Annotated in this window: 14 protein-coding genes; 13 read left to right on the top strand and 1 reads right to left on the bottom strand. The window is 64.2% G+C overall.

Annotated features, from left to right (window positions below):
* Nucleotides 1-19: 19 nt before the first annotated feature.
* Complete coding sequence (locus CAF92_RS16915; RefSeq protein ID WP_085601430.1) at nt 20-2,008, bottom strand: sigma-54-dependent Fis family transcriptional regulator; 1,989 nt, start codon at nt 2,006-2,008, stop codon at nt 20-22.
* Nucleotides 2,009-2,263: 255 nt separating this feature from the next.
* Here CAF92_RS16915 and CAF92_RS16910 point away from each other — a divergent pair, with 255 nt between their 5' ends.
* The 13 genes from CAF92_RS16910 to CAF92_RS16850 all read left to right on the top strand — a co-directional run bounded on the left by CAF92_RS16910 (nt 2,264) and on the right by CAF92_RS16850 (nt 16,343).
* Nucleotides 2,264-3,784: an aldehyde dehydrogenase family protein gene (locus CAF92_RS16910; protein WP_046615983.1), complete on the top strand. Its 1,521-nt coding sequence runs from the start codon at nt 2,264-2,266 to the stop codon at nt 3,782-3,784.
* Between the two features lie 197 nt (nt 3,785-3,981).
* Nucleotides 3,982-5,430, top strand: a complete 1,449-nt coding sequence (gene eat / locus CAF92_RS16905; protein WP_025337550.1) for an ethanolamine permease — start codon at nt 3,982-3,984, stop codon at nt 5,428-5,430.
* 46 nt (nt 5,431-5,476) lie between these two features.
* Complete coding sequence (locus CAF92_RS16900; protein ID WP_046615982.1) at nt 5,477-6,871, top strand: ethanolamine ammonia-lyase subunit EutB; 1,395 nt, start codon at nt 5,477-5,479, stop codon at nt 6,869-6,871.
* 8 nt (nt 6,872-6,879) lie between these two features.
* On the top strand, nt 6,880-7,698 hold the full coding sequence (eutC, locus tag CAF92_RS16895) for an ethanolamine ammonia-lyase subunit EutC (protein ID WP_085601462.1): 819 nt from the start codon (nt 6,880-6,882) through the stop codon (nt 7,696-7,698).
* Nucleotides 7,699-7,806: 108 nt separating this feature from the next.
* A complete protein-coding gene (locus tag CAF92_RS16890) occupies nt 7,807-8,265 on the top strand; it encodes a GNAT family N-acetyltransferase (protein WP_003257044.1) in 459 nt (152 codons plus the stop codon).
* A 250-nt stretch (nt 8,266-8,515) separates the two neighbouring features.
* Nucleotides 8,516-9,163: a DedA family protein gene (locus tag CAF92_RS16885; protein WP_046615981.1), complete on the top strand. Its 648-nt coding sequence runs from the start codon at nt 8,516-8,518 to the stop codon at nt 9,161-9,163.
* A 9-nt stretch (nt 9,164-9,172) separates the two neighbouring features.
* Nucleotides 9,173-9,988, top strand: a complete 816-nt coding sequence (locus tag CAF92_RS16880; protein WP_085601429.1) for a zinc-dependent peptidase — start codon at nt 9,173-9,175, stop codon at nt 9,986-9,988.
* 94 nt (nt 9,989-10,082) lie between these two features.
* Nucleotides 10,083-10,610, top strand: a complete 528-nt coding sequence (ppa, locus tag CAF92_RS16875) for an inorganic diphosphatase (RefSeq protein ID WP_003255365.1) — start codon at nt 10,083-10,085, stop codon at nt 10,608-10,610.
* 357 nt (nt 10,611-10,967) lie between these two features.
* Entirely contained in the window at nt 10,968-11,669 is a 702-nt protein-coding gene (locus CAF92_RS16870; protein ID WP_085601428.1) for an XRE family transcriptional regulator, read from the top strand.
* Nucleotides 11,670-12,101: 432 nt separating this feature from the next.
* On the top strand, nt 12,102-13,253 hold the full coding sequence (locus tag CAF92_RS16865; protein WP_085601427.1) for an efflux RND transporter periplasmic adaptor subunit: 1,152 nt from the start codon (nt 12,102-12,104) through the stop codon (nt 13,251-13,253).
* Complete coding sequence (locus CAF92_RS16860) at nt 13,250-13,936, top strand: ABC transporter ATP-binding protein (protein WP_085601426.1); 687 nt, start codon at nt 13,250-13,252, stop codon at nt 13,934-13,936. Before CAF92_RS16865 ends, CAF92_RS16860 begins: the two co-directional genes overlap by 4 nt.
* A complete protein-coding gene (locus CAF92_RS16855) occupies nt 13,936-15,147 on the top strand; it encodes an ABC transporter permease (protein ID WP_085601425.1) in 1,212 nt (403 codons plus the stop codon). Before CAF92_RS16860 ends, CAF92_RS16855 begins: the two co-directional genes overlap by 1 nt.
* Complete coding sequence (locus CAF92_RS16850; protein ID WP_046615974.1) at nt 15,147-16,343, top strand: ABC transporter permease; 1,197 nt, start codon at nt 15,147-15,149, stop codon at nt 16,341-16,343. The genes CAF92_RS16855 and CAF92_RS16850 overlap by 1 nt, the downstream gene beginning before the upstream one ends.
* Nucleotides 16,344-16,383 lie beyond the last annotated feature (40 nt).

Here is a 16,383-nt window from a genome sequence, read left to right as displayed (position 1 = left end):
ATCGCACCAGATGTTTCGCTCAGCCGGCCCGGGTGATGCCGTGTTTGCGCAGTTTTCGATACAAGGTATTGCGGCTGATGCCCAAGTGCTCGGCGACACGGGTGAGGTGCCAGTGTTTTGCCTCTAGCGTCTCCAACAATGCTTGCCGCTCCGCATCCTGTAGGAGCGGCCTTGTGTCGCGATCGGGCTGCGACGCAGCCCCTGCAGATTGGTCGGCGCTGCTGAGACCCTGGGGCCGCTCTGCGACCCTTTCGCGACACAAGGCCGCTCCTACAGGGACGGTGCTGTTGCGGAGAATGGCGGGGAGATCCGGGAACACGATGCGGGAGTCTTCGCAAAGCGCCACCAAGGTACGCAGCACATTGCGCATCTGCCGCACGTTGCCCGGCCAGGCAAAGTCGAGCAGTGCCTGTCGCGCCCTGGGCTCGATATCGATCGGTTCTCCACGTGCCTCCTGACGCAGCAGAAAGTCCAGCAACTGCGCCTTGTCACTGCGCTCGCGCACCGCAGGCAATGCCACTTCCAGGCCATTGAGCCGGTAATACAGGTCCTCGCGGAAACTGCCCTGCTCCACCCGCTCCAGCAGGTCACGGTGGGTAGCGCTGACGATGCGCACGTCGACCGCCTGCGGTTCGCCACCGATCGGCACCACCTGGCGCTCCTCCAGCACACGCAGCAGGCGGGTTTGCAGTGCCAGCGGCATGTCGCCAATCTCGTCCAGCAGCAAGGTGCCGCCGTCGGCCTGCAGCAGCTTGCCGCGCATGCCTTCCTTGCGCGCACCGGTAAAGCTGCCGCCACGGTAGCCGAACAGTTCGCTCTCGATCAGGCTCTCCGGAATAGAGGCACAGTTGATGGCAACGAACGGCTTGCCGCGCCGCTCGCTGGCCTGGTGCACGGCCTGGGCGAAGGCCTCCTTGCCGCAGCCGGTCTCGCCGCGCAGCAACAGCGGCACATCGCGCTCGAACACCCGCACACTGCGGCGGAAGTCGTTCTGCAAGGCCGGGTCGAGCAGGCAGATAAGCGGCTCCGCTTCCCGCGTGGGTCGCGGCTGGGCGGCTGGCACCGACCACACCGGTGCACGCGCCTGGCCACGCAGGCTGGCGAACACCTGGCGCCCGTCCAGGGTATGCAGCGGCCAAGCCGTGCTGCCGCCGGGCGTGGCGCGGCTGAACAGTTCGTCGTGGCTGCAAGCGAAAAAGCGTTCCAGCGGCTTGCCCAGCACACCACCACGCACCGTGCCCAGCAGGTTCAACGCGCTCTGGTTGGCGGCGCAGATCCGCCCGTCACCGTCGAACGCCAGCAGGCCTTCGCTGAACAGGCCGACCGACTCGGCCTGCAGGTGAAAACGCAGCAGCCATTGCTGTTCGAAATGACGCAGGAAGTAGCAGCTTTCGATCATCTTCGCCGACAGGTTGACCAGGGCCATGGTGTGGAACTGGCTCTGCCGGGAAACGTCGGGCCGCGCCGAAGATACATCCAGCACTGCCAGCAACTCGCCATGCGGGTCGAACACCGGGCTGGCCGAGCATGTCAGCCCCGTGTGGCGACCACGGAAGTGCTCGTTCTGGTGAATGGTCAGCGCCTGGCGCTCGACCAGGCAGGTGCCGATGCCGTTGGTGCCCTCGCGCGCCTCGCTCCAGTCAGCGCCCAGCCACAAGCCGGCGCGCTCGAAGCTGCGCCGCTCGGTCGGCGCGCTGACGCAATTGAGGATCACCCCACGGGCATCGGTCAGCAGCACCGCATGGCCGGCCCCGGAAAGCTGCTGGTGCAGGCTGTTCATTTCATGGTCGGCAATCTGCAGCACCTGGCGCAGGCGCTCGCGGCTTTCCAGCAGGCGCCCGTGCTCGAGCACCACCGGGGCCTCGATCACCGACGGGTCGAGGTGGTAGTCCTCCAGGCAGCGCAGCCAGGAGCGGGCGATGGACGGGTCACTGCCGCCCTCCCCGGCCCCACCATGGGCGACGGTATGGACTTGCTGGGCATGGCGACTGAAATGATTGCTCTGCATTGTTGTAGTTCTCCGCAGATAGAGAGTCCCGCCAGCATCCTCCACCCGGGAAGGCTTTGCAATGCACCCTCCGGTTACGTGTCGCAAATGGCACAAAGTGTCACCCCCGCGCGTACCGGCGGTGGTACAGCTACCGTGAATCAGGCCCAAAGAACCGAGCCAAGTCATTGATTTGCCTGGTGCTCGAAACGCTGGCCCAACCTTTGCTCTACGCTTTCCAACTCCCTAACAAACACAATAGCCAGGAGACACACCATGCGTTACGCACATCCCGGTACCGAAGGCGCGAAGGTTTCCTTCAAGAGCCGCTACGGCAACTACATCGGTGGTGAGTTCGTTCCTCCGGTAAAGGGGCAGTACTTCGAAAATACCTCCCCGGTGAATGGCAAGCTGATCGCTGAATTCCCCCGGTCCACTGCCGAAGACATCGAGAAAGCCCTGGATGCCGCCCACGCTGCGGCCGACGCCTGGGGTCGCACCTCAGTTCAGGACCGCTCCAATGTCCTGCTCAAGATCGCCGACCGTATCGAGCAGAACCTCGAACTGCTGGCCATTACCGAAACCTGGGATAACGGCAAGCCGATCCGCGAAACCCTCAATGCCGACATTCCGCTGGCGGTCGACCACTTCCGCTATTTCGCTGGCTGCATCCGCGCCCAGGAAGGCGGCGCCGCGGAAATCAACGAAGGCACAGTGGCCTATCACATCCACGAGCCGCTGGGCGTGGTCGGGCAGATCATCCCGTGGAACTTCCCGATCCTGATGGCGGCCTGGAAGCTCGCCCCAGCCCTGGCCGCCGGCAACTGCGTGGTGCTCAAGCCGGCCGAGCAGACCCCGCTGGGCATCACCGTGCTGCTGGAAGTGATCGGTGACCTGCTGCCAAAAGGCGTGCTCAACGTGGTGCAAGGCTATGGCCGCGAAGCCGGTGAAGCATTGGCCACCAGCAAGCGCATCGCCAAGATCGCCTTCACCGGCTCGACTCCGGTGGGCTCGCACATCATGAAGTGCGCGGCCGAGAACATCATCCCGTCCACCGTCGAACTGGGCGGCAAATCGCCGAACGTGTATTTCGAAGACATCATGCAAGCCGAGCCAAGCTTCATCGAGAAGGCGGCCGAAGGCATGGTGCTGGCGTTCTTCAACCAGGGCGAGGTATGCACCTGCCCGTCACGGGCACTGGTACAGGAATCGATCTACCCGCAGTTCATGGAAGTGGTGATGAAGAAGGTGCTGCAGATCAAGCGCGGCGACCCGCTGGACACCGACACCATGGTCGGCGCCCAGGCCTCGCAACAGCAGTTCGAGAAGATCCTGTCGTACCTCGACATCGCCCAGAAGGAAGGCGCCGAGTTGCTGACCGGCGGCAAGGTCGAGAAACTGGAAGGCTCGCTGGCCACCGGTTACTACATCCAGCCGACCCTGCTCAAGGGCAACAACAAGATGCGCGTGTTCCAGGAGGAGATCTTCGGCCCGGTGGTCAGCGTCACCACCTTCAAGGACGAAGCCGAAGCGCTGGCAATCGCCAACGACACCGAGTTCGGCCTGGGTGCCGGCGTGTGGACCCGCGATATCAACCGTGCCTACCGCATGGGCCGTGGGATCAAGGCCGGGCGCGTGTGGACCAACTGCTACCACCTTTACCCGGCGCATGCCGCGTTCGGTGGCTACAAGAAGTCGGGTGTCGGGCGTGAGACCCACAAGATGATGCTCGACCACTATCAGCAGACCAAGAACCTGCTGGTGAGCTACGACATCAATCCGTTGGGCTTCTTCTAAACCGGCGCATTTGGGGCTGCTGCGCAGCCCATCGCGACACAAGGCCGCTCCTACAGGAACCGCGTCCCCTTGTAGGAGCGGCCTTGTGTCGCGCTGGGCCGCAAAGCGGCCCCAAAGCCACTGGCTCGCTTCCTGCAGTACCCATCACCATCGGCCCGGAACCCGTCCGGCCACCAAGAAAAACAACAGGTGAATCTATGCCAAGCGATCATTCCGCCGGCTCGCCGGCAGGCTCTTCCGTAGACTTCGAAAAAGTCGGCTCGGACTATTTCCAGCAACGTGAACTGAAAAAAGGTGCCGCCGGCTGGGTCCTGCTGGTCGGTCTGGGCGTGGCCTACGTCATCTCCGGCGACTATGCCGGCTGGAACTTCGGCCTGGCCCAGGGCGGCTGGGGCGGCATGTTCCTCGCCACCCTGCTGATGGCCACCATGTACCTGTGCATGTGCTTCTCGCTGGCCGAGTTGTCGTCGATGATCCCCACCGCAGGCGGCGGCTACGGCTTTGCCCGCAGCGCCTTCGGCCCCTGGGGCGGTTTCCTCACCGGGACGGCGATCCTCATCGAGTACGCCATCGCCCCCGCCGCCATCGCGGTATTCATCGGCGCCTACTGCCAGTCACTGTTCGGCATCGGCGGCTGGATGATCTACCTGGCGTTCTACATCGTGTTCATCGGCATCCACATCTTTGGCGTGGGTGAGGCGTTGAAGCTGATGTTCATCATCACCGCCATCGCCGCCATCGCCCTGGCCGTGTTCCTGGTGAGCATGGTGCCCCATTTTGATGCAGCCAACCTGTTCGACATCGCCAAAACGGACGCCGTGGGCGCCAGCAGTTTCCTGCCGTTCGGCTATGTCGGCGTGTGGGCGGCCATTCCCTATGCCATCTGGTTCTTCCTCGCCGTGGAGGGCGTGCCGCTGGCTGCCGAAGAAACCAAGAACCCCAAGCGTGACCTGCCACGCGGCCTCATCGGCGCCATGCTGGTGCTGCTGGCCTTCGCCCTGCTGATCCTGGTGGTCGGCCCCGGCGGCGCAGGCTCCGAAGCACTGAAAGCGTCCGGCAACCCACTGGTGGAAGCCTTGTCCAAAGCCTACGGCGGTAGCACCTGGATGGGCGGCTTCGTCAACCTGGTCGGCCTGGCCGGGCTGATCGCCAGCTTCTTCTCGATCATCTACGCCTACTCCCGGCAGATCTTCGCCCTGTCCCGCGCCGGCTACCTGCCGCGCAAGCTGTCGGAAACCAACAAGAGCAAAGCCCCGGTATTGGCCTTGGTCATTCCCGGGATCATCGGCTTTGCCCTGTCGCTGACCGGCCAGGGTGACCTGCTGATCCTGGTGGCGGTGTTCGGCGCTACCCTGTCGTACGTGCTGATGATGGCCGCGCACATCACCCTGCGCATCCGCCGGCCGAAGATGGAGCGCCCATACCGCACCCCCGGTGGCATCTTCACCTCGGGCCTGGCACTGGTACTGGCCTGCATCGCCGTGGTCGCCGGTTTCCTGGTCGACCCACGGGTGGTGATTGGCGCCGCAGTGATCTATGCGGTATTAATTGCCTACTTTGCTTTCTACAGCCGCCACCACCTGGTAGCGGGTACACCGGAAGAGGAATTCGCCGCGATCCAGAAGGCCGAAGAGGCCTTGCACTGATCGCCGCCACCCGCCGCGGGGCAACCCGCGGCTCTGGAGAGTCTGTATGGCAAGTTTCGTACACACGGTCGGCCACCTGGTCTACCGCTTCGACAGCCTCAAGGAAGTGATGGCCAAGGCCAGCCCCGCCCGCTCGGGGGACTACCTGGCGGGCGTGGCAGCCGGCAACGACGGCGAACGGGTCGCCGCGCAGATGGCCCTGGCCAATATCCCGCTGACGCATTTCCTCAACGAAGCGCTGATCCCTTACGAAGATGATGAAGTCACGCGCCTGATCATCGACACCCATGATGCACAGGCCTTCGCCCCGGTCAGCCACCTGACCGTGGGTGGCCTGCGCGACTGGCTGCTGAGCGAAGAGGCAACCGAGGACAGCCTGCGCAGCCTGGCACCCGGGCTGACGCCGGAAATGGCCGCCGCGGTGTCGAAGATCATGCGCGTGCAGGACCTGGTGCTGGTGGCACAGAAGATCCGCGTGGTCACCCGCTTCCGCGGCACCATGGGCCTGCGCGGGCGCCTGTCGACCCGCCTGCAGCCCAACCACCCGACCGACGAGCCGGCCGGCATCGCCGCCAGCATCCTCGACGGCCTGCTGTACGGCAACGGCGACGCCATGATCGGCATCAACCCGGCCACCGACAGCATCGCCTCGATCTGCGCCCTGCTGGAAATGCTCGACGCCATCATCCAGCGCTACGACATCCCCACCCAGGCCTGCGTGCTCACCCATGTCACCACCTCGATCGAGGCGATCAACCGTGGCGTACCACTGGACCTGGTGTTCCAGTCCATCGCCGGCACCGAGGCGGCCAACGCCGGGTTCGGCATCAACCTGAACGTACTGCAGGAAGGCTACGAAGCAGGCCTTTCGCTAAAACGCGGCACCCTCGGGCAGAACCTGATGTACTTCGAAACCGGCCAGGGCAGCGCGCTGTCGGCCAATGCCCACCACGGTGTCGACCAGCAGACCTGTGAAACCCGCGCCTATGCCGTGGCCCGCCACTTCAAGCCGTTCCTGGTCAACACCGTGGTCGGTTTCATCGGCCCGGAATACCTGTACAACGGCAAGCAGATCATCCGCGCCGGCCTCGAAGACCACTTCTGCGGCAAGCTGCTGGGCGTGCCGATGGGTTGCGATATCTGCTACACCAACCACGCCGAAGCCGACCAGGACGACATGGACACCCTGCTGACCCTGCTGGGCGTGGCCGGGATCAACTTCATCATGGGCATCCCCGGCTCTGACGACATCATGCTCAACTACCAGACCACCTCGTTCCACGACGCGCTGTACGCGCGCCAGACCCTGGGCCTTAAGCCCGGGCCGGAATTCGAGGCATGGCTGGCCCGCACCGGCATCTTCACCCAGGCCGATGGCCGGGTGCGCTTTGGTGACAACCTGCCGCCGGCCTTCCGCCAGGCCTTGGCACAGCTTGCATAGGGATGACCATGGACCACCGCACGCCTACCCCCGACAACCCTTGGCTGGCCCTGCGCAACCTGACCCCTGCACGCATCGCCCTGGGCCGCACCGGCACCAGCCTGCCGACCGGGGCGCAGCTGGACTTCCAGTTCGCCCACGCCCAGGCTCGCGATGCCGTGCACCTGGCCTTCGACCATGCCGGCCTGGCTACCCAGCTGAGTGACCGCGGGCGCGAAAGCCTGGTGCTGCACAGCGCCGCCAGCGACCGCAACCAGTACCTGCAACGCCCGGACCTGGGGCGACGGCTGAACGAAGATTCGGTTGCCGCGCTGCGCCAGCACGCCCAGGCCAACCCCGGCGGGGTCGACCTGGCCATCGTCGTCGCTGACGGCCTCTCGGCACTGGCCGTGCACCGCCACACCTTGCCGTTCCTTGCGCGCTTCGAGGAACAGGCCGCCGCCGACGGCTGGACCAGCGCCCCGGTGGTGCTGGTGCAGCAGGGCCGCGTGGCAGTGGCCGACGAGGTAGGTGAACTGCTGGGCGCACGAATGACGGTGATGCTGATCGGCGAACGCCCGGGGCTCAGTTCACCCGACAGCCTTGGCCTGTACTTCACCTATGCACCGAAGGTCGGCCTGACCGATGCCTACCGCAACTGCATTTCCAACATCCGCCTGGAGGGCCTGAGTTATGGCATGGCGGCGCACCGCTTGCTGTACCTGATGCGCGAAGCGTGCCGGCGCCAGCTTTCCGGGGTGAATCTGAAGGACGAAGCCGAGGTCCATAGCCTGGAGAGCGAACACAGCACCAGCCAGAAAGGTAACTTCCTGCTCGGAAAAGGGTAAAAAACACGTCATGGAAGGCGGATTGCACTTGCACCGCGCATTGGGCAGCATGCCCTTGAAGACTGATGGCAATCCGCTGTTTCCCCTAACGGACTCTGAGGGCCGCACATGCGCATCATCAAGGCAACCCTGGAACACCTCGATCTGCTTACGCCGATGTTCGTCAAATACCGTGAGTTCTATGGGCAGCTACCCTACCCCGACAGCTCGCGCAGCTTCCTGGAAAAACGCCTGAAGCGGGATGAATCGGTGATCTACCTGGCGCTACCCGATGATGATGACGGCAAACTGCTGGGTTTCTGCCAGCTGTACCCAAGCTATTCGTCGCTGTCGTTGAAGCGGGTATGGATTCTCAACGATATCTATGTGGCCGAGGATTCACGGCGCATGCTGGTGGCCGACCACCTGATGCGCGAGGCCAAGAAAATGGCCAAGGAAACCAACGCCGTGCGCATGCGGGTGTCGACCAGCGCGGACAATGAGGTAGCGCACAAGACTTACGAATCCATCGGGTTTCGTGAGGATAACGAGTTCAAGAGCTATATCCTGCCGATCAGCCAGGATTGACCTGCACCGGCCTCTTCGCGGGCTCGCCCGCTCCCACAGGTACAGCACAGCCTTAGCAAGCAGTGATATCCCTGTGGGAGCGGGCATGCCCGCGAAAGGGCCGGTACAGGAATACCCCCTGCCGTAACCCCCCGCTACAAACTCCCCGGGCATGATCCTGACTTAGCCGTATAATGGCCCACCTGTCATGTGTGAAAATTTACCCATTCCCAGGTAACCGAGCCTACGCCCAAGAACACAGGTGCTGTACATGGATTTCAACCCGCTGGACCTTATCCTGCATCTCGATGCCTACCTCGATCTGCTGGTCACCAACTACGGTCCCTGGATCTACGCCATCCTCTTCACCGTGATCTTCTGTGAAACCGGGCTGGTGGTCATGCCCTTCCTGCCCGGCGATTCGCTGCTGTTCATTGCCGGTGCCGTGGCCGCCGGTGGCGGCATGGACCCGTTGCTGCTGGCCGGCCTGCTGATGGCAGCCGCGATCCTCGGCGACAGCACCAACTACGTGATCGGCCGCACGGCCGGCGAACGGTTGTTCAACAACCCAAACTCGAAGATCTTCCGCCGCGACTACCTGCAGCGTACCCACGACTTCTATGAACGCCACGGCGGCAAGACCGTGACCATGGCGCGCTTCCTGCCCATTCTGCGTACCTTTGCGCCCTTCGTCGCCGGCATCGCCCACATGCACTACCCGCGCTTCCTCGGCTTCAGCATCGCCGGTTCGCTGCTGTGGGTCGGCGGCCTGGTGACCCTGGGTTACTTCTTCGGCAACGTGCCATTCATCAAGCAGCACCTGTCGCTGATGGTGGTGGGCATCATCATCCTGTCGCTGGTGCCGATGATCCTCGGCCTGCTGCGTGGCCGCCTGGGCCGCGCGGCCAAGGCGCACTGAAACCTGCCAATGTGGTCGTTCAGCGCCTGGCGGCGCAAGCGCACCTTGGCGCGCTACCCCATCACCCCCCAGCAATGGCAAGCCGTGCGCGAGCGCCTGCCGATGCTGGACGGCATCACGGACGAAGAAGATCGCTGGCTGCGTGAAGCCTGCATCCTGTTCCTGCTCGACAAGCATCTCACCTGCCTGCCCGGCGTCGAGCCGGACGACGAGCAACGCTTGTTACTGGCCGCTCAGGCACAGCTGCCGCTGCTGCACCTGGGCGAGCTGAACTGGTACCAGGGTTTCCACGAAATCATCCTCTACCCCGACGACTTCAAGAGCCCTCAGCGCCACCGCGATGCCAGTGGCGTGGAGCACGAATGGGACGGCGAGCACAGCGGCGAGGCGTGGCAGCAGGGCCCGATCATCCTCGCCTGGAACGGCGTGCTGGCCAGCGGTGGCTGGGAGGCCTACAACCTGGTCATCCATGAACTGGCGCACAAGCTCGACATGCTCAATGGCGATGCCAACGGCCTGCCGCCGCTGCACAGCGGCATGCCCGTAGATGAATGGGCATCCGCCATGCAACAGGCCTATGACGACCTCAACCGCCAACTGGACGCCAACCCCGACGCCGAAACCGCCATCGACCCGTATGCCGCAGAGAACCCCGCAGAGTTCTTTGCCGTCACCAGCGAGTACTTCTTTAGTGCCCCCGACCTGCTGCAACAGGCTTATCCACAGGTCTACCGCCAGTTGTCGCTGTTCTACCGGCAGGACCCGCTGGCGCGCCTGCGCCAGCTAAAGGCCGAACACCCGGAATACCGCGAAAGCCACGCCTGACCGGGGCCGCACATCAGGCCAGGCGTGGCATGCCCATGCAGAATGTGCCTATAATCGCCGCCACTTTTTTGGTCAAACACGGGGGCACTGCCCAATGAGCTACAGCAAGATTCCGGCGGGCAAAGACCTGCCGAACGACATCTACGTCGCCATCGAGATCCCGGCCAACCACGCGCCGATCAAATACGAGATCGACAAGGACAGCGATACCCTGTTCGTCGACCGTTTCATGGCTACCCCGATGTTCTACCCAGCCAACTACGGCTTCATCCCGAACACCCTGGCCGATGACGGTGATCCGTTGGACGTGCTGGTCGTTACCCCTTACCCGGTAGCCCCAGGTTCGGTTATCCGCGCCCGTCCGGTCGGCGTGCTGAACATGACCGACGACGGCGGCGGCGACGCCAAGGTCATCGCTGTTCCTCACGACAAGCTGTCGCAGCTGTACGTCGACGTGAAGGAATACACCGACCTGCCAGCCCTGCTGATCCAGCAGATCGAGCACTTCTTTGCCAACTACAAAGATCTCGAGAAGGGCAAGTGGGTCAAGATCGAAGGCTGGGAAGGCGCTGACGCCGCCCGTGCGGCGATCACCAAATCGGTTGCTGCCTACAAGGGCTGATGCCGGTTGCATGAAGAACCCCGCCTCGGCGGGGTTTTTTATGCCTGATGGGTGGCTGGTCGCCCTGGCACTGGATGACCTGCCTGCGCAGAAGCAACTGCCTTGCTCAAATTATAATTGCTGGCGCGATCCCTGTGGGAGCGGGCGTGCCCGCGAACACCGGCGCAGCCGGTGCCAGCCACCGCGTTGGCCTCTTCGCGGGCACGCCCGCTCCCACAGGAACCGTGCACTTGCTTGGGACAGTAAAAAATCCTACGCAGTCCTACTCCAACGCCCTACAAACAGGCGCCTTTCACACAAGCCTCATCAACATCCGGTTCATATCCTTGCTGGCACCCCGCCGCTACACTCGCCGCCATGAACACTTCTGGCGACCGACTCAAAGCCCTCCTCCACGAATGTGGCCTGACCCCTTCCGATTTCGCCGCCCAGCGCAGCGTCACCCCCCAGCACGTCAACAACTGGCTCAAGCGCGGCGTGCCCCTGGCCCGGCTGGACGAAATGGCCGACCTGTTCTGCGTGCATCGTCGCTGGTTGCGCACGGGCGAAGGCCCCAAACACCACAACCCGATCCTGCGCAGCTGCCCGCCAGGGCCGGCGCCCGCCAACCCGCACACGCCGCTGTCGGCGCAAGGCGGCCGGGCGCTGAAGGTGCCTTTTTACGAACTGAACAACGGCCTGCTGTCGCCCGTGGCGGGCAAGCACCTGTACCTGCCCGCAAAAGCCGTGAAAGAATTGGGAGTGCATGCCGACAACGCCATCTGCCTGGCCATGCCCGCCAGCAACATGACCCCGCTGATTCCGCTGCAGGCTACCCTGGCCATCGACCTGGGCATGACTCGGGTGGTCGAAGGCGAAACCTATGCCCTGTTGCACAACGGCGTGCTCAGGGTTAACAACCTCAGCCTCGGCCAGCACGGCACGCTGTACCTGCACAGCCATGATCGACGCAACTATGCGGTCGAACGCTACACTACCGTTCAGCGCCAGACTCAAGGGCTGGAGATTTTGGGCTGGGTGTTCCACTGGTCGCATTTCCGCCAGCAACGGCCCGACTGAAACAACATGTGCCATTTTTTGCTGGGCATCCTGCGCGCGCCCTTGTATGCTACGCCGCACATTCAGCCCCGACCGGCGCGAGCCGCGGTCCAGAGGGCTCGGCGATATCCCACACGGGCATCTGCCATCTCTTTCAGGCCCTTGATGGCCACACAGTTAAGGCGATTGCGGCTTACCATAAATTAGTCGGAAGCGTCCCCGAGAAGCCGGCCACAAGCCGGCTTTTTAATGCCCGCCATTCTCATCCTCTGAAACTTTCTGCAGCCTTCCCATGGCCGGGAAATCGGCGCTACGAGAGCGAAAAAAATCTCATTCGCCATTTATCTGACACATCGATAACGCTCATCCGAAAATCGTCGGATAAATGGCGTTTTGCATGGAGCTTTCACCCTCCTGTTCTAGGCTCAAGCCATATGGGAGGAGGTGTAGTCCATGCGCAAATTATTGATTGGCTCGTCGATCCTGGCTTGTCTCGTGGTGTTGGGCGGCTGGTTGAGTCGACCGCAGCCAGTGCAGGTCAGGCTGCTGGAAGTTGAGCGGGGGCCGGTTGAGACGGTGGTGGCCAACACGCGCGCGGGTACGCTGAAGTCCTGTCGACGCTCGCACCTGTCTTTCAATGTCGGCGGCCAGGTTGCCGAGCTGCTGGTCAGTGAGGGCCAGCGGGTCCAGCCGGGTCAGGTGCTCATGCGCCTTCGGCAGGACGAGCAACAGGCCAGGCTGCAGGAGGCCGAGGCGCGGCTGGAAGCCCAGCGCAATAACCGCGAACAGCGCTGCCAGCAAGCTCTGCTGGACCGACGCGACCTTGATCGCCTGGGCCAATTGGCCGACCGCAAGTTGATTGCCGCCGATCGCCTCGATCAGGCCGCGACCAAGGCCAACCTGGCGAAGCTGATGTGCAGCGCCAGTTCCGTGCTGATCCGCGAGGCCGACGCCAGCCTGCAGCTGCAGCGTTCACTGCTCGAACAGACAACCCTGCGCGCACCATTTGCCGGCATCGTTGCAGAAATCAACGGCGAACTCGGCGAGTTCGTCACCCCTTCGCCGCCAGGTATTCCCACGCCGCCGGCAGTCGACCTGATCGACGACAGCTGCCTTTATGTCGAGGCACCGATCGATGAGGTGGACGCTGCCCGGGTTCACCCAGGAACCGCCGTACGGATCAGCCTGGATGCTTTCCGTGGTCAGCATTTCACCGGCCGCGTCAGCCGCATCGCGCCCTACGTGCGCGAACTGGAGAAGCAGGCGCGCACCGTCGATGTCGAGGTGCACTTCGACCAGCCGCCGGCAGACCTGGCCCTGCTCACCGGCTATAGCGCCGATGTCGAGATACTCCTGGAGCAGCATGCGGGTGCCTTGCGCATCCCTACCGAGACACTGCTGGAGGGGCAGCGTGTGCTGCGATATGACCCGAGCGCCCGGGTGTTGCGCGAGGTGCAGGTACAAACCGGGTTGAGCAACTGGCGCTGGACGGAGGTGCTTGCAGGGCTGGACGAAGACGCACGCATAGTCGCCAGCCACGAGCAGGAAGGCCTCAAGGATACTGTGGCTGTGATCCCGGTGGATGCCGCGGAGACCGAGAAATGATCCGCTTGCGCGGCGGCAGCCGCAGCTTCCAGCTGGGCGAGCAGCAGGTGATGGGGCTGGATGGCCTGGACCTGGACATCGCCGCCGGTGACTACATGGCGGTGATGGGCCCGTCGGGCTCGGGCAAGTCGACCTTGCTGAACATCCTCGGCCTGCTCGATGCGCCCAGCGCAGGCGAATACTGGCTGCAGGGCGAGGCCACGGCGGCGCTGAGCGAGGCGCGCCGCGCCCAGTTGCGCAGCCGACTGATAGGCTTCGTTTTCCAGTCCTACCACCTGATCGCACGGCTGACGGTGCTGGAAAACATCGAGCTGCCGATGGTCCTCGCCGGCATCGGTGCGGCGCAACGGCACAAGCGCAGCAGCCAATTGGTGGCCCGCCTGGGGCTGGGCGAGCGCATCGCCCACCGCCCGGCCGAACTGTCCGGTGGCCAACGCCAGCGCGTGGCGATCGCCCGGGCGATGGTCATGCAACCGGCGCTGCTGTTGGCCGACGAGCCCACCGGCAATCTCGATAGCCAGGCTGGCGCCGAGGTCTTCAGCCTGCTGGAGGAGCTCAACGGCGAGGGCCTGACCCTGATAGTGGTGACCCATGATGCCAACCTGGGCGCCCGCGCACAGCGCCAGCTGCATATGCGTGACGGGCGGATCCACAGTACTGCGCCGCAGCGGGCGTTGGCCTGATGCGCGCTGCCGATGCCCTGGGCTTCTGGCTAGGAGCCTTGCGCGGGCATCGCTCGCGCAGCTTGATGCTGCTGCTGGCCATCGCTATCGGGGTGGTTGCGGTCAATCTTCTCACCGGTCTTGGTGCGGGAGCGCGGGCCTTCATCCTGAATGAGTTCTCGCTGCTCGGGCGCGACATCCTCATCGTTTTCCCGGGGCGCAAGGAGACCACCGGGCGAATGCCGCCACTCACCGGCCTGACGCCACACGAGTTGACCTTGCAGGATGTCCAGGCCATCACCCGGTTGCCGGGCATCCGCCGGGTCGCGCCGCAGCAGGCCGGGCAGATGGAGGTGATAGTCGGCAACCGCAATCGTGAAGTGCTGACGCTGGGCACCACCCGGGACTTCTTCGCCATTCGCCAACTGACGGTCGTACAAGGCCAGCCCCTGCCAACGCTGGACCCTGAGCAGGCCGAGGCCGTCTGCGTGATCGGCGGCAAACTCCGGCGCGAGCTGTTCGGGGCTCGCCCGGCCTTGGGTGAATGGTTGCGCGCTGGCGACCGGCGCTTCCGGGTGGTCGGCATTCTCGGTGAGCGGGGCGAATCGCTGGGGATGGATTTCGCCGAGATGTTGATCATCCCGGTAGCCAGTGCCCAGGCCTTGTTCAATAGCGAGGGGTTGTCGCGGGTGTTTGTCGAGGTCCATGGTCCGAGCTTTCTCGAACGTGGCAAGCAGCTGATATTCGCCGCGCTAAAGGAGCGCCACGAGGGTGAGGAAGACGTCACCCTGGTCAGCCAGGACAGCCTGCTCAGCGCCTTCGACCAGATACTCGCGGTGCTGACCCTGGCGGTGGCCGGGATTGCCGCGATCAGCCTATTGGTGGCAGGCATCTTGATCATGAACGTGACCTGGATTGCGGTCAGCCAGCGCAGCGCCGAGATCGGCCTGCTCAAAGCCATAGGCGTGACGGCGGCGCAGCTGCGCCTGCTGTTACTCGGCGAAGCGGCGCTGCTGGCCCTGACGGGGGCGCTGGCGGGGCTGCTACTGGCCGAAACCTTGCTCTGGCTGGGGCGCCTGGCATTCGATCTGCCGCTGCATGCACCCTGGTGGGCACGGGCTGGCGCAGTACTGCTGGCACTCGGCACGACGCTGCTGTTCGCCTGGCTGCCGGCCGCTCGGGCCTCGGCGCTGGAGCCGGTGGCGGCGCTACGCCCGCCGGGAGCGCACTGATGCGCTGGCAAGATGGTTTCCGGCTGACCAGCTCGGCGCTGACCTGCCGCCCGCTGCGCAGCCTGCTGACCCTGCTCGGGGTAGCGATCGGCATAGCCGCCGTGGCGCTGCTCACGGCCATAGGCGAAGGCGTACGCGGCTATGTGCTGGAGAACTTCTCGCAGTTTGGTACACGGATCATCACCGTGCGCCCCGGCAAGACCCAGACCAGCGGCCTCGGCGGCCTGCTCGGCAGCGTGCGGCCACTGACCATCAGTGACACCGACGCCCTGCGGCGCTTGCCGCATGTCGAGGCGGCGGTGCCGATCATTCAGGGCAGCGGGAATATCCAGTTCGGCCAACTGAGCCGGCGCAGCGACATTCTCGGTGGCGGCCATCAGATGGCGCGGGCCTGGCGCATGCAACTGAGCCTGGGCGAGTTCCTGCCGCCGGCGCGTCACGGCCGTTCGCCGCCCTATGTGGTGCTCGGCCATCAGCTGCGTACTGAACTGTTCGGGGCTCGCAACCCGCTGGGTGAGCTGATCCGTGTCGGCGGCGTGCGTTTCCGGGTGATCGGCGTGATGGCGGAGAAAGGCCAGTTGCTCGGCTTCAACCTCGACGATATCGCCTACATCCCGGTGGATTGGGCGGAAAGCCTGTTCAACCGCACCGGTGTGGTCAAAGCCCATGTGGTGTTTGGCGCAGGTACCACTTCACGGGCATTGAGCCGGCAGATTCGCGAGGTGCTCGGCGAACGACACGGTGCGGAGGACTTCAGCCTGACCACCCAGGACGACATGCTGCGCAGCTTCAACCGCGTTCTTGGCACACTGAGCCTGGCCATTGGTGCCTTGGGGGGCATTTCGCTGCTGGTAGGCGCCGTCGGCATTCTCACCATCATGACGACCACTGTGGGCGAGCGCACGGCAGAAATCGGCCTGTTGCGGGCGATTGGCGCCAGTCCGCGGCAGGTACTTGGGTTGTTTCTCGCTGAAGCGACGCTGCTGTCCCTGGCCGGTGGCGTGCTTGGCCTGCTGTTGATGGGCCTGCTGCTGGGGCTATTGCACCTGGCCATGCCGAGCCTGCCTTTGGCGCTGCAACCGCTGTTTCTGCTGCTGGCGCTGCTGCTGGCGGCGGTGCTCGGCATTCTCGCCGGCCTGGCCCCGGCCGTGCGGGCGGCCCGCTTGCATCCGGTGGCGGCGCTGCGCATCGAGTAGCGGCCAGGCCAAAGAACCCCCTGATGGGGCTGCAAGGCGG

Source organism: Pseudomonas sp. B10(2017), from assembly GCF_002113295.1.
Classification (GTDB): Bacteria; Pseudomonadota; Gammaproteobacteria; order Pseudomonadales; family Pseudomonadaceae; genus Aquipseudomonas; species Aquipseudomonas pudica.
This window is presented reverse-complemented; position numbering and strand designations above follow the sequence as displayed.